Below are 14,104 nucleotides of genomic sequence, written 5' to 3'. Positions count from 1 at the left end.
TATGGACATAATCAGCGCTACGCCCGACCACGGCCTTGCCATAGCCGAACTCGCCCTGATGGCCGGTGAAGGGATTCCCGCCCATTTCTGGGACCTGGCGCGCCGCCCGGATCAGAGCAGTCTGGAATACGGTGCCGAGCGAGCCGCCAGCCCCGGCCAGAACTTTTCCTACAGGAATGCCCATCTCGCAGTGGGCGAAGGGCGAGTCATGGGCATGCTACTGGGCTACCGCCTGCCCGATGCCGACGCCGCCGAGGACCTGGAAGACCTGCCGGATTTCATCCGTCCGCTGGTGGAACTGGAACAGTGCGTGCCGGGCTCCTACTACATCAACATGCTGGCCACCTATCCGGCCTTTCGTGGCCAGGGTATCGGCACGGCCCTGATGGAACGGGTACCGGAGTGGGCCCACGCGAAGGGCTGTGACCTCGCCAGTGTGGAAGTGTTCGAGCAGAGTCCAGGCGCCATGCAGCTTTACCAGCGCCTGGAGTACCGGATTGTGGAGTCGCGGGAGGTGGTGCCTCACCCGTGTTATCCCTACACGGGCAAGGTCTTTCTGCTGACAAAGCGCGTCTGACCGGCGGCCCTGTAAGCCGCCGGTCCCGGCAGGGCTCAGGCGGCCTGTTCCTGCTGGGCCTGATACTGTCCCTGCCGCGCCAGGCTGTTCAGGCGGGCACGCTTGAAGAAGGCCTGCTGTGCTTTCTCGCGGTTGGCGGGATCCCCGCCCCACGCCTGCATCGCATGCTCCTGCAAAGCCCGGCCATAGGACATGCTCAGCTGCCACGGCGCCCTGTCGCGCAGCTGGTTCAGGGCGTTCAGGTTGGCCGTGGCCTGCTCCGGGGTCTGTCCGCCGGACAGGAAGTTGATGCTGGGCACGGCCGCCGGCACGGTCCGGCGCAGGATACGCAGCGTCATCTCCGCTACCTCCTCCGGCGCAGCCGGTCCGCGATCCTTGCCGGGCGTGACCATGCTGGGCTTGAGGATCATGTGTTCCAGCACCACGCCATGCTGGTGCAGGGCATGGAACACCGCGTGCCAGACCTGCTCGTTCACCTCGGCCGCCCGTTCCATGCTGTGATTGCCGTCGATCAGCACTTCCGGCTCGACGATGGGGACGATGCCGGCGGCCTGGCAAACGGCCGCATAGCGCGCCAGCATTTCCGCATTGGCCGTCAGCCCCAGTGCGGTCGGGTTATGGTCGGTGATGGGGTAGACCTCACGCCACTTGGCAAAGCGCGCGCCCTGGGCCTTGTAGCCATCCAGGCGTTCGGCGAGGCCGTCCAGGCCATAGGTGATCATGTCACCGGGAGCGCCCGGCAGCTCGCCCTTGCCCTTGTCGACCTTGATGCCGGGCACGATGCCCTGGGAGGCGGCCAACTCCGCCAGCGGCGTGCCGTTGTCGTCTTTCTGGCCCAGGGTTTCCTCATAGAAAATCACGCCGCTGATGTACTTGCCGACATCGGGCGTGGACAGCAGCATGGTGCGATACCAGCGCCGGTTCTCTTCGGTGGAGTCGACGCCCACGGCCGCCAGGCGTTTGGTCATGGTGCCGGTGCTCTCGTCGGCGGCAAGAATGCCACGCTCGGCATCGATCATGTCTTCAATGGTTTTCTGCAGCTCAGCGCTACTCGACATGGTGAAACCCTCCTTGTGTCCACGAATCTTTCGATACTTGCCCATTTGAACCGGTGGGGCAAGCGTTCCAACACAGCGGTAATTCTCCCGTCATCCGGATACCGGCGTTACCGGCATCAGCGATCCTCCAGCCCCAGTCTCTGGTGCCATTCCGCCAGGGATTCGTCCGGGTATTCGTCAAAAACCCGGTCCCGCGGCCCCGGTTTGAGGGGTACCCACTCCGGCTTGAACGCCACCATCAGATGGGTGCGTTCCGGCGCCTCGGGCAGCTCGGTATCAATCGCCGAGGCCATGGGATGGACCAGGTCCGGCCAGTTCGGATCGTACAGCCACAGGGCACTGCCACAGACCTTGCAGAAGTGGCGCTGGCCCGAGCTTTCCCCGATGGTTCCGGTCTCGGCGTCTGCCATACGGGCATGGTAAACCGTAATGTTTTCCTCGCCCCAGACCCTCAGGGTGTTGTAGTCGGCACCCAGGTTGATGGCGTAACCACCGCCCCCGCCGGTTTTGCGGCAGATCGTGCAGTAACAGAGATTGAACGGATAGGGATGCGCGGACTCCACCGCAAAGCGAACGGCACCACAGTGACAGGATCCATCGAGTTTCATGGGCCTCTCCCGGTTGGCAGGGTATGGTTGGTCTCCTGTTAACGCTAACGCACGCGCCACCCGGAGAAAAGGCAAGTTTTTCTATGTCGATGTCACATTCGGTCCGGCTGAATCGTCTTATCGGTGAATCCAACCGAAAAGGAGCAACACCCATGCAATCCCGACTCAATCCCTTCACCGCCGCACCGGAAGCCATCGACGCCATGGTCGGCCTGGAACGCTACCTCCACGATTGCGGTTTGGAGTACGCTCTGGTGGAGCTGGTGCGGATTCGCGCGTCCCAGATCAACGGGTGCGGCTACTGCCTGCACATGCACACCCGCGATGCCCGCGAGGCCGGCGAAACGGAAGAACGCCTGCACGTGCTGGCCGCCTGGCGGGATTCGCCGCTGTTCAGCGATCGCGAGCGGGCCGCACTGGCCTGGACGGAATCACTGACCCGGATCGCCGATACCGGGGCCCCGGATGCCGACTTCGAGCAGGCCAGGGCCCAGTTTACGGAGGAAGAACTGGTCAAGCTGACGCTTCTGATCGGCGCCATCAACACCTGGAACCGGATCGCCGTCGGTTTCCGCCGGGTTCATGCGACCGGTGGCGCCCGGACTCCCAAGGCATCGGTTCGAACAAAAGCAACCGCGTAGTCGAGGAAACGCACCATGAGCCAGGGATCCGCCACTGACTTCGAAACCCATCGACCCGCCCTGAAAGGCCTGGCCTACCGCATGCTCGGCACCGTCTCCGACGCCGAGGATGTGGTGCAGGAGGCCTACCTGCGCTGGCACGGCATGGATACCCGTGGTGTCGACAGCCCGGGGACCTACCTGTCGACCATTGTCAGCCGGCTCTGCCTGGATCGCTGGAAGGAGGCCCGGCACCAGCGTGAGACCTACGTCGGCCCCTGGCTGCCGGAGCCCGTCGTGCACGAGTCCGATGGCCCGGATGCAGTCAACGACCTGGCCCATGACGTGTCCTTCGCCCTGATGCTGGCCCTGGAACGCCTCTCGCCGCTGGAGCGGGCGGCGTTCCTGCTGCACGACGTCTTTGAGATGGATTTCAGGGAGGTGGCGATAGCACTGGATCGCAGCGAGTCGGCCTGCCGCCAACTGGCCAAACGGGCCCGCCACCACGTGCAGGCTGCCCGCCCCCGCTTCGAGGCCGACCCGGACCAGGGCGAGCGCCTGGCCGAAGCCTTCTTCACCGCGTCGCGTTCCGGCGACACCGGGACCCTCAGAGCGGTGCTGGCCGAGCATGTGGTGCTGCACACCGATGGCGGTGGTATTCGCTCGGCGGCCCTGCGACTGATCTACGGATCAGACCGGATCAGCCGCTTCTTCGCGGGCCTGGCGCGCAAGAAAGTCTACCCTCCCCGCTGGTCCCGACGGGTCACCCTCAACGGCCTGCCGGGCATCCTGACCCTGGAGGCCGATGGCATCCTTCAAGCCACCTCGGTGGCCCTGCATGACGGCCGGATTACCAACATTTATGTGATCCGCAACCCGAATAAGCTGGATCACCTGACCCATCTCGCACCAGACTCCATGAGGAACGCTCTGCAAACCGACAACGGGAGGTCGCCCGCATGAGTCACCAGAACGATGCTCCACTGCACCTGTCCAATCCGGAAGGACTCTACGACCCCACGGAGAACGGCTATTCGCATCTCGCCGTGATTGCCCCGGGCAGCCGTCTGGTGTTCATCGCCGGCCAGGGAGGCGAGAACGTCCACGGCGAACTCCCCGGCGACTTTCACCTGCAGGTCCGCTGGGCGCTGGCCAATCTCAGGGTGGCCCTCAATGCCGCCGGCGGCGAGCTGTCGGACATCGCCAAACTGACAACGCTGGTGGTGGATCACGATGAAGACAAGCTGGGCGTTCTGGCCGACGAGATCCGGGAAGCCTGGGGATCGGCGCCAACACCGGCACAAACACTGATTCCGGTGCCGCGTCTGGCCCTGGACGACATGCTGTTCGAGGTGGAAGCGGTTGCGGTCCTGCCGAACGAGGCGCCCGCTCCCTGACGGAGAGGCGCCTCATCGGGACGGGGTCAGCGGCAGGCCGGCGGCAGGAACTTGGCCTCGGCGTTCTGGCCGTAGCAACGCCACTGCAGGCCGCTGTCGGTCGCCGCGGGTTCCAGCACGAGGTAGCGGGGCTCTCCAAAACTGTCCGTCCCCATGTTGGCGGCGACAATGCCGTCGTCATAGACATCCACCTCATAATGGTTACCGGGAATCACCTCCCCCGGATAACCCAGGGCCTGCACCGACGTCGGCCACTCGTTATTCGCCTGGACATACCGACTCACGTCGCCCTGGACCTGCTGCAACTGGCCGTAGGCATCCTGATAGCGGGCCCGCTCGACATAATCCTTGTAGGCGGGAATGGCAACCGCCGCCAGAATGCCAATGATGGCGACGGTGATCATCAATGATGCAAACCCTCCGGCGCCACCACCGACCCGGGGCACGAACAGCGACAGCAACCAGGCAAACCCGTGGCGCCGCGGCTGGCGCACGGTTTCGCCCCGGTGCAGGGCAATGGCGGCGGCCATGCGCTTACTCAGCCAGGGATAGTCGCCGGTCAGTTCGTTGAACGACATCCAGAAGCCGTTGGTCGCTTCCACCTGGCTCAGGTAGGCGTCCACGTTAAGGGTTTTCCAGCGGGTATCGCCGGCGGCAATCGCCGCAATCGCCGCCTTGATGTCATCTTCCGACTCGCAGCAGGCCACCCCGTAGCGGTCGCAGGTGTATTCCTCGGCCCGCCGCAGCGCCGCTCCCAGCACCGGCAGGATCGATGCCGGCATGACGAATGAGCGCCAGGACAGGTGTTTCCGATGGATATGCCCCAACTCATGGCCGATGTAGAAGTCGATGGCACCGGGCTGGCTGTCGAGTGCATCCACCACGTCGGTGAACAGCACGACGAAGTGCCGGCCCAGGAATTTGGTTGCCAGGGCGTTGAAGAAATCCGCCCGCAGCAGGTAGGCCTCCGGCACCTTTGTCAGCCCGATCTTCTCGCAGTTGACCACCAGCTTGCGGTGCAGGTCCGGATACTGCGCCTCGCTGATGCGCACCCCCGAACCCTTCAGGTGGGAAATGAATGCCGAATGGGCAAACAGGAAAAACAGGTAGCCGAGCAGCAGGTAAAGCAACGCAATGCCAAAGGTGCCCACCACCAGTGCCAGCCAGAACAGGCCGGACAGGACCGCCGCGATCACGAACAGCGGCTTCTCATGCTTGTACACCAAATCCATTGAACGATCCCTCGATGTGTCTTCGTTTTCCTTTTAAATCCAGCACAGCGACGACTCCTGGCCGGCGCATCGCTTTGGATATTAGTCGATAAGCGACGCCCCCTCTGTGAAAAGATGTATCGCTTATGCAACCAACGATCCGCCCGTCCGTGGCATAATCGCCGTCATGAGACTCGACCGTTTTATCAGCAAGCACACCGGCTGCAGCCACAAAGCGGCCCGACAGGCCATTGCCGGCGGCCGGGTCAGCCAGGACGGGATAACCGAACGCAACCCCACCGCTACCGTGGGGCGGTTCAGCAGGCTGACGCTGGATGGCACCGTGCTCCGGTCCCGGACGGCCCATTACCTGATGCTGCACAAGCCGGCCGGTTACCTGAGCGCCACCACGGATCCACAGCACCCCACCGTCCTGGAACTGTTGCCGGAGCCCCTGCGAGCGGACCTGCACATCGGCGGGCGGCTGGACCGCAGCAGCACCGGCCTGCTGCTACTGACCAACGATGGCCTGTGGTCCCGCCGGCTGACGGAACCCCGCGTGAAGCACCCCAAGGTTTATCGGGTCACGACGGTCCATCCCATCTCGCCGGACACGGCGGCGCAGTTCGCTGCGGGGATCTACCTGCCCTACGAGCGGCTGACCACCTCGCCGGCACAGCTTGAGGCGCTGGCCGGGCGCGAGGCCCGCCTGACCATCTATGAAGGCCGTTACCACCAGGTAAAGCGGATGTTCGCCGCGGTCGGCAACCGCGTAGCGTCCCTGCATCGCGAACGCATGGGCGAAATCCAGCTGGACCCGGCCCTGGCGCCCGGCGACTTCCGCCGCCTGAGTGCCCACGAGATTGCGTCCGTCGGATAATGCACCGGGTTTGATCCCGTTACCCAGCCGGCTGCGCCGGATCCTTCCCTGACAACCTGTTCATGGCAGCCGGCTCTCATCCGCGAGTCTTTCTGGTTACACTAGTGGGGGCTCACGGGCACAGGACGCTTCCAATTCATGATGTTAAGACAGTCCCGACTCTCTCGCCGACAGGTCTCTCCAGCGCTATGGCTGCTGCGCTGCCTGCTCCTGCTGGTGTGTTTCAGCGTGACAACCGCTCACGCTCAGTCGGCGTTGACCGAGCTCCTGCCCCATTCCGGCCAGGAAAAGGAATCGTCTTCAGGCAACCCGGACAAGCAGGAAAGCGGTGACAAGGCCGCCCAACAGGATGAAGCATCCGACGCCTCGCAGGAGAACGACGCATCCGGCGACAGCCAGGGCAAGGATGGCAAGGATCAGACCAAGGAAGAAGAACCGCCGCCCAAGCCCTCACCCAACCCGGTGCAGCCGGCCATCGATGACGACGTCGGCGAGCCGCTCCAGAGCCAGCTGCCCTCGGCCCAGACGGCCGATATCCGCCAGCAGATCCAGTCCCTGCGCAACTCACTCGATGATCGCTTGGGGGCGCTGGAGCGCAGCCGCGACCGGCTCGCCTACGCCGACAGCCTGCTCAAGCGCCTGGACGACGAGTACAAGACCTTCGAGTTGCGCCTGGAAAAGGCCGGCCTGAACCTGACCGATGACTACGCCCGACTGCTGCGCCAGCGGCTCGACCGCCTGCGCCGCCAGACCATCGCCGAAGGCCTGACCGAAGGCATCCGCGACCAGTTGTCCGCGGCGCGGGAAGAACAGCTGCGCCTGGAAGAGTACGAGGCCATCATGAACCCGGACAACAATGCCCGGGGGCGGTTGCGCCAGAAGCGGGCCGACCTGCTGCGCCAGTTGCACAAGGCGGTCACCGACCACATCGAAGTCCTCGACGATTACTACAGCACCGTGACCCAACTGCGGGACCGGGTCGACGCCTACCAGGAACTGCTGCAGCAGCGCCTGTTCTGGCTGCCCAGCGCCGAAGTCGTCGGCAAGGACACCTTCAGCCAGCTGTACCAGGCGCTCACCTGGTTTGTGTCGTCGCTCCAGTGGTCGGCGATGAAGACGGCGATCAGTGCCTCGATCAACGAGCGGGGCTTCCGCATGGCAGCGCTGATCCTCGCGGTCGTGGCCCTGCTGATCAAACGCCGGACCATCCGCAAGGCGCTGATCGATAGCGGCGAATACGTCGGCAACGTGGGCCGCGACCAGTTTCCCATGACCCTGATGGCCCTGCTCTACAGCCTGCTGCTGTCGCTGCCCGGCGTTCTGCTACTGTCTTTTGGGACGCTACTGATCAAGGAAGGCAACGAATTCTTCGGCGCCATTTCCAAGGGTTTCGGCGCGGCCGCCTTCATCATGCTGTTGCTGAACCTGGTCCACAAGGTGGCCCGCCAGGCCGGGCTGGGGGAACGGCACTTCAAGTGGAACCCGAAGACGCTGCAGGCTATCCGGCGTGAAATCCCGATCCTGATGGCCGTGCTGATCCCGATTACCATCATTATGCCGACCCTGGAAACCGCCGACGGTTCAGTCTATCGGGACAGCCTGGGACGCATCCTGTTCCTGGTGGCCTCGGCGGCACTGGCTTCCTTTGCCCACCGCTCGGTGGCGGCGGTACGTCATGCGCGAACGAACGACCGCACGCTGCGCCTCCTGCACTTGCTGGCCGTGGGCACGCCGCTGTTGCTGGCGCTGGCCTCGTTGATGGGTTACCACTATACCGCCGTCCAGTTGGAGGGCAGCCTGTTCATTTCCATCTGCTGGCTGGCGTTCGTCACCCTGCTCTACTACCTGGGCCTGCGGGGGCTGTCGGTCAGGGAGCGTCGCCTGACCCTGGAGCGACTGCTGGAACAGCGCGCCAACGAACGCAGGATGGCCGAGGCCCGGGAAGCGGCCGAATCCACCGGCGAAGGGGTGCCACCGGCCCTGGACATGCCGGAGATGAACCTCAAGGACATCAGCCAGCAGAGTACGTCGCTGCTGCGCATCCTGGCACTGGCCATTGCGGCCACCGGCCTCTGGTTCATGTGGAAGGACGTGATCCCGGCCCTGCAACTGTTCGATAACGTCACCTTGTGGAGCATCAGCACCGGGGCCGACAGCGAGGACCTGCCGATCACCCTGGGTGACGTCCTGGTGGCCCTGCTGTTCGTGGCGGGCACCATCGTGGCGGCCAAGAACCTGCCGGGGACACTGGAAGTGATGATCCTGAGCCGCCTCAACCTCGAACCCGGCGCCGGCTACGCCATCACGACGCTGGCCACCTACATCATCGTCTTCATCGGCGTGACCGTTTCCCTGGCCGTGCTCGGGGTACAGTGGTCGAAGCTGCAGTGGCTGGTGGCCGCGCTGGGTGTCGGCCTGGGCTTCGGTCTCCAGGAAATCGTCGCCAACTTCGTCTCCGGCATTATCCTGCTGTTCGAACGTCCAATCCGTGTGGGGGACACCGTGACGATCGACGGCATCACCGGGACGGTCACCCGTATTCGCATCCGCGCCACCACCTTGATGGACTGGGACCGCAAGGAGCAGATCATCCCCAACAAGACCTTCGTTACCCAGGACCTCACCAACTGGACCCTGTCGGACCCGATCACCCGGGTCATCATCCGGGTGGGCGTGGCCTACGGATCCGACGTCGACAAGGTGCGCGACGTTCTCTACCGCGTCACCCTGGATAACGAGCGCGTGGTGGAGGACCCGGCACCGGCGGTCTTCTGCGTGGGGCTGGGAGACAGCAGCATCAATTTCGAGATCCGCGCCTTCGTCCGCGACCTGATGGACTTCATGCCCCTGTCCCACGAACTGCATTCGACCATCACCCGGGCCCTGCGCGAAGCCGGAGTGGAAATCCCCTTCCCGCAACGGGATATTCACATCCGTACCGCAGCGCCGGTACAGCCGACAGGCAGCATGGGAAATCCGATGTCCAGCGGACCGGACACTTCGCCTGAGGGCTCAAAGCCGAACGACTCCTGACCAGGGCCGGCCGGATAAGACTTCGACGATCGAAGCGGTCCGAACCGCCCGGCAGGGCAATGGCCCCAATGGAGTACAGCGAATGCCGGGAACCGCCAAACCTCCCGGCATTCGCGGAATCGCTTATACCGCTCCGACCGGCTCACACGGATAATACGTATCCTGATCACTTCCATTTTGCCCCTGATCCCACCCGCGCGATCACTGCGGGGCTTCCTGACACAGTAGGGACACCATGTCGGCCCAGACGCCACTGCATGAGTTTTCAAAATTCAAGGTATTGCTGATCGAACTGGCCCTCGCCATGGGCGGTTTCGGTATCGGGACCGGTGAATTCGCCATCATGGGGCTGATGCCCAACCTGTCCAGCGACCTGGGCGTCAGCGAGCCCGAAGTCGGTCACCTGATCAGCGCCTATGCGCTGGGCGTGGTCGTCGGCGCGCCACTGTTGGCGATTCTCGGTGCGCGACTGTTCCGCCGTCATCTGCTGATCCTGCTGATGGCCTTCTATGCACTGGGCAATATCGCCAGCGCCCTCGCGCCGGGCTATGACTCGCTGATGCTCTTCCGCTTTATCGCCGGCCTGCCCCATGGCGCCTATTTCGGCGTGGCAGCCCTGGTGGCGGCCTCGCTGGTGCCGGCCAACCAGCGGGCCAAGGCGGTCAGCCGGGTGATGATGGGGCTGACGCTGGCGCTGCTGATCGGCAACCCGCTGGCGACTGTGCTGGGGCAATCCCTCAACTGGCGCTACGCCTATCTGTTCGTGGGCGGCATCGCCGCGCTGACCGCCGTGCTGGTGTTCTTCTTCCTGCCGCTGAACCGGGACGAGCCGCGCAACCGTCCGCTGCATGAGGTGCGGGCCTTCCGCGGAGCGCAGCTCTGGTATGCGCTGGCCATCGGCGCCATCGGCTTTGCCGGCATGTTCTGCGTATTCAGCTACCTGGCGCCGACCCTGTTGAACGTCACCGGCGTAGACCCGTTCTGGATTCCCATTGCGTTGGCGGTCTTCGGCCTGGGCGGCTTTGTCGGCAATATCCTCGGGGGCTGGCTGTTCGACCGGTTGCAATTCCGCAGTGTCGGCCTGTTGCTGATCTGGGCCATTGGCATGCTGATGCTGTTTCCGCTGGCCACGGGGTCGGTGTGGAGTCTGCTGCTGATCTGCTTCCTGGTGGCGCAGATGTCGGCCCTGGGTCCCGCCCTGCAGACCCGTCTGATGGACGTGGCCAACGAGGCCCAGACGCTGGCGGCCGCCTCTCACCACGCTGCGTTCAACGTGGCCAATGCCCTCGGCCCCTGGCTCGGCGGCATGGCGATTACCGCCGGACTGGGCTGGCAGTCCACCGGTTACGTTGGCGCGGCGATGGCCGCTGCAGGACTGGGCATCTTCATGATGGCCTGGCGTAACGAGAACGGCGCGCAACTGGTCGCAGAACCCGATTAGTGGCCCGTCTTCGAATGAACCGGACGGTGCCACTGAACCACGCCTATTGCGCTGCAGTGCCTGGCGTACGGGCTTTGTGCAATGCCGCCAGCACCGCCGGATCGCGGCCGTAGACATCCGACCGGAACTGCAGCGTTCCAGACCCATCGACCCAGGCGGTCCAGTACTGGAGATGGATCGGCATCGGATGATCCAGCAGGACCGTGGTGGTCGCCCGGGATGCCAGGACGGAGCGTATGCGGGCGTCGTCCCAACCGGCTTTTCCTTTCAACAGCAGTTCAGCCAGTTCCAGCGGATCCTTCAGCCTTATGCATCCGGAACTGAAGGTTCGCGCTTTTTTGGCAAACAGCTCCCGTGACGGTGTGTCGTGCAGATACACGTCGTATTTGTTGGGAAACATGAACTTCACCTGCCCCAGGGCGTTCTGCGGCCCCGGCGCCTGCACCAGTTGGTACGGCAGGTTACGGGCGGACACCCGGGTCCAGTCCACACCAGCCGGAGCCACCCGCCGACGGTCCGTTCCCCATCCCTGGTACACCTGGAACCCGAGGCGCTCCAGGTAACCCGGGTCCTGCAGGATCTGCGGCAGTTTGTCCTGGACGATGAGTTTGGCCGGTACCGTCCAGGTTGGGTTGAACACCAGGTAGCGAATCTGGTCGCTGAACACCGGCGTGCGGCGGTAGGGTTGCCCGACGATCACCGGTTTTTCCAGCACCACCTGCCCGTCCTGCACGACTTCCAGCTCAAAGGCGGCAATATTGACCAGGATATAGCGCGGGCCCAGGGTGTCCGGCAGCCAGCGCCAGCGTTCCATATTGAGATCCACCATTTCCAACCGCTGCGCCGGTGTCAGGTTAACCATCGCCAGGGTTGCCGGCCCGATGATGCCGTCGTCCTCGAGGCCATGACGACGCTGGAACGACTTCATGGCGGACTCCAGCAGGGCGTCATAGTTATCAGCAACCGGCTCCCCCGCTTCCGGGGCATCCAGGTCTCCCAGCAGGCGCAGGCGCTGTCGGATCGCCGACAGCCGTTCATCGCTGTCGCCAACCCGTAGCGATGGTCCATCCGGAATCGGTGGCCAAGCCATGTTGGCCATGGCCGCCAGCCGGCTGTGGGCGCTGCGCAACGCCAGATAGCCGCCCTGGGACGGACGCAGGGCATCGACCGTCGCCACCAGGTTGCCGCTATCCAGCGCCTGGGCCAGCATCTTGTACAGCTCGCGCTCGTGCCGGTCGGCTTTCCACTCGGGATCGGCCGTTTCCGGATTGACCTTGCCATCGAGCAGGTGCGACGCCAGCAGCAGGAAGCTGTCGGACAACAACAGGTCAAGGTCGGCCTGTGACTCCGGAGCCAGTGATGCCCCGTCGTCCTCAAGCAGCCTGGCGAGGGCCTCAGCATGGTAGTCGCGGGGAGCCAGTCCATCACTGGCAATACCCTCCAACACGTTCATCCAGGCATCCTGCAGCTCAGGCCGGATCCAGGCACGGGTATAGCCCCGCGCCTCGTAGAAGTCGCCCAGTGCGCGGGTCGCAATCAGCGGTTCGCCGCCAGCGGCGGCCGCATAGCCGGCCTGGAGCGCCTCGATCCGCTCGCGCAACTGTTCGCTCGCCACACATTGCGGGGCCAGCACGACGGCCATCAGTACCGCCAACACACACCTGGTAAATCCTTCAAACATTCATTCGCTCCATTCTCCACCTCCCCTTACACCGTCGTCGAAGCCATTCGACAGTGGCCAGGTACCTTACCGGCGCCACTCCAATGGGTTAAAGCATAGCGGCACCGCTTTTATTAACCAGCCCTTAAAGATCACATTGTTTGACAATAGATATTCCTAACAAATGACAAGTCTGGGCCATATAGTGTGCGTCTGGTCATGAATCCGGCAATCGAATCAGGTTGACGCTATACGCCCGGAAGACAGGAGTGTAAAAATAAACAAAAAGATCAAAAAACGACCAACACGAAACAGGACGTTCCGAATGACCTCGCTACCTTCATCCTCGACGGTACTGCAGGCGTCTTTTTCGCCGAATGAAGATTGCGACGGCAATCTCACCCTGGCGGACTGTCAGGCCCTGCTGGCCCGCTACGGCAGCCAGTCCAGTGCCTACTTCACGCTGCAGCAGGACACACCCCGTTTTGGCGCCCCCAGCGTCGGGTTCATCGCCTACCGGGTGGTCCGGATACCCGGCTTTCGGTTCAATATCGTTTTCGCCAATCCGGTCTGCGATGCCAGGGCCCGGCCCTGGCTGCTCGGCCGGTTCCTGAAGCAGGTACCCGGCCGCCACCTGTTCGTGGGCATCGATGCAGCGGTCAGCCGCGACCTGGCCGCCTTCGGGTTCCGCATCAACGAATTCGGGACGGAGTTCAGCATCGACCTGTCCGATTTCTCGCTGGCCGGCAAGCACAAGAAGCAATTGCGCCATGCTGCCAATCTCCATCGCCGCAGTCCGGTGACCGTCCACGAACAGCCCTGGGAGGAGGTGGACGCCTACCAGGTCGCCACCATCTCCAGCCAGTGGCGCCGCACCAAGGCCGTCGGCACCCGGGAGCTGAGCCTGCTGACGCGGCCACCGGTGATGGGCGAGGAATGGGGCGTGCGCAAATTCTACGGCTACCTGGATGGCTCGCTGGTGGGTTACGTGTTCTTCGATCCCTACTTCCGCGAGGGACGCATCGCCGGCTATACCGCCAACATCCTGCGCCAGGATCAGGAGCGGGCACCGACCGGGCTGCTGGACTACATCATCCTGCAGGCCATGGACCGGTTCCGCGATGAAGGTGTCAATGAAGTCTCCCTGGGCATCGCCCCGCTCTACAACGTCGAGTCGATGGCCCATGACCGGCCCATGATCCGCCGGGTCGCCCAGCTTCTCTACAACCACGGCAACCGACTCTACGCCTTCCGCGCGCTGGGCTACCACAAGAGCCGCTACCGGGCCCGCGAGGCCAAGTGGTACATTGCCACCGACAGCAGCTCGGTGCTGGGCATCGCCTGGTCGATCCTGCAGGGCACCGGTGTGCTGTCCCTCTCGACCCAATGGGCCAGCGATACGGCCATGCGGCTGTAGCCGCATCGGAACGGTTGACACCTGTCGGCTTCGGTACGTTGCGTTCCGGTAACCTCCCTTTAAAGCCTCTCCAGGCTGAGTAGACTGGTCAGAACGGCTCGATGCCGTCTGACCATCTATGCTTAAACACGCCAACACTTCCTGCGATCCCGGCTTTCGGGAAGTGACAGAGGCATGGCCTGTCATGCCGTTGCCACATCGC

12 protein-coding genes are annotated in these 14,104 nt (G+C 63.7%); 8 read left to right on the top strand and 4 right to left on the bottom strand.

Features of this window, described 5'->3' with window-relative positions; genetic code table 11:
• Position 1: 1 nt before the first annotated feature.
• Positions 2-577: a GNAT family N-acetyltransferase gene (locus tag EZI54_RS11985; protein ID WP_131482125.1), complete on the top strand. Its 576-nt coding sequence runs from the start codon at positions 2-4 to the stop codon at positions 575-577.
• A 35-nt stretch (positions 578-612) separates the two neighbouring features.
• Here EZI54_RS11985 and EZI54_RS11980 read toward each other — a convergent pair whose 3' ends face one another.
• Positions 613-1,635 carry a class I fructose-bisphosphate aldolase gene (locus EZI54_RS11980; RefSeq protein ID WP_131482124.1) on the bottom strand — a complete coding sequence of 341 codons (1,023 nt, stop codon included), beginning with the start codon at positions 1,633-1,635 and terminating at the stop codon, positions 613-615.
• 116 nt (positions 1,636-1,751) lie between these two features.
• A complete protein-coding gene (locus EZI54_RS11975; protein ID WP_131482123.1) occupies positions 1,752-2,243 on the bottom strand; it encodes a GFA family protein in 492 nt (163 codons plus the stop codon).
• 152 nt (positions 2,244-2,395) lie between these two features.
• Between EZI54_RS11975 and EZI54_RS11970 the strand changes: the two genes are divergently transcribed.
• From EZI54_RS11970 to EZI54_RS11960, 3 genes are read left to right on the top strand one after another with little or no spacing between them, the layout of a single operon-like run.
• Positions 2,396-2,884, top strand: coding sequence for a carboxymuconolactone decarboxylase family protein (locus EZI54_RS11970; RefSeq protein WP_131482122.1), 489 nt, complete (start codon positions 2,396-2,398; stop codon positions 2,882-2,884).
• Positions 2,885-2,899: 15 nt separating this feature from the next.
• Complete coding sequence (locus EZI54_RS11965; RefSeq protein ID WP_131482121.1) at positions 2,900-3,826, top strand: sigma-70 family RNA polymerase sigma factor; 927 nt, start codon at positions 2,900-2,902, stop codon at positions 3,824-3,826.
• Positions 3,823-4,260: a RidA family protein gene (locus EZI54_RS11960; RefSeq protein ID WP_131482120.1), complete on the top strand. Its 438-nt coding sequence runs from the start codon at positions 3,823-3,825 to the stop codon at positions 4,258-4,260. Before EZI54_RS11965 ends, EZI54_RS11960 begins: the two co-directional genes overlap by 4 nt.
• 26 nt (positions 4,261-4,286) lie before the next feature.
• On the opposite strand, the gene EZI54_RS11955 is transcribed toward EZI54_RS11960, so the two are convergent.
• On the bottom strand, positions 4,287-5,492 hold the full coding sequence (locus tag EZI54_RS11955) for a M48 family metalloprotease (protein WP_131482119.1): 1,206 nt from the start codon (positions 5,490-5,492) through the stop codon (positions 4,287-4,289).
• Positions 5,493-5,658: 166 nt separating this feature from the next.
• Here EZI54_RS11955 and EZI54_RS11950 point away from each other — a divergent pair, with 166 nt between their 5' ends.
• From EZI54_RS11950 to EZI54_RS11940, 3 genes are all read left to right on the top strand, one after another.
• The gene (locus tag EZI54_RS11950) at positions 5,659-6,351 is read left to right on the top strand and encodes a pseudouridine synthase (protein WP_131482118.1); all 693 of its coding nucleotides are present in this window, start codon (positions 5,659-5,661) and stop codon (positions 6,349-6,351) included.
• A gap of 138 nt (positions 6,352-6,489) precedes the next feature.
• Positions 6,490-9,384, top strand: coding sequence for a mechanosensitive ion channel domain-containing protein (locus EZI54_RS11945; protein WP_242674442.1), 2,895 nt, complete (start codon positions 6,490-6,492; stop codon positions 9,382-9,384).
• Positions 9,385-9,619: 235 nt separating this feature from the next.
• On the top strand, positions 9,620-10,825 hold the full coding sequence (locus EZI54_RS11940) for an MFS transporter (protein ID WP_131482117.1): 1,206 nt from the start codon (positions 9,620-9,622) through the stop codon (positions 10,823-10,825).
• 43 nt (positions 10,826-10,868) lie between these two features.
• Here the strand turns inward: EZI54_RS11940 and EZI54_RS11935 are convergent, their stop codons facing one another.
• Positions 10,869-12,506 (bottom strand): L,D-transpeptidase family protein, encoded by a 1,638-nt coding sequence (locus EZI54_RS11935; protein ID WP_242674441.1) that lies wholly within the window; start codon positions 12,504-12,506, stop codon positions 10,869-10,871.
• Between the two features lie 304 nt (positions 12,507-12,810).
• On the opposite strand from EZI54_RS11935, the gene EZI54_RS11930 reads away from it, so the two are divergent.
• Entirely contained in the window at positions 12,811-13,902 is a 1,092-nt protein-coding gene (locus EZI54_RS11930; RefSeq protein ID WP_131482116.1) for a DUF2156 domain-containing protein, read from the top strand.
• Positions 13,903-14,104: the final 202 nt, after the last annotated feature.

This window comes from Marinobacter halodurans, assembly GCF_004327985.1.
Lineage (GTDB): Bacteria > Pseudomonadota > Gammaproteobacteria > Pseudomonadales > Oleiphilaceae > Marinobacter_A > Marinobacter_A halodurans.
Note: the sequence above shows the minus strand (reverse complement) of the source record. Positions and strands in the feature narration are given on the sequence as shown.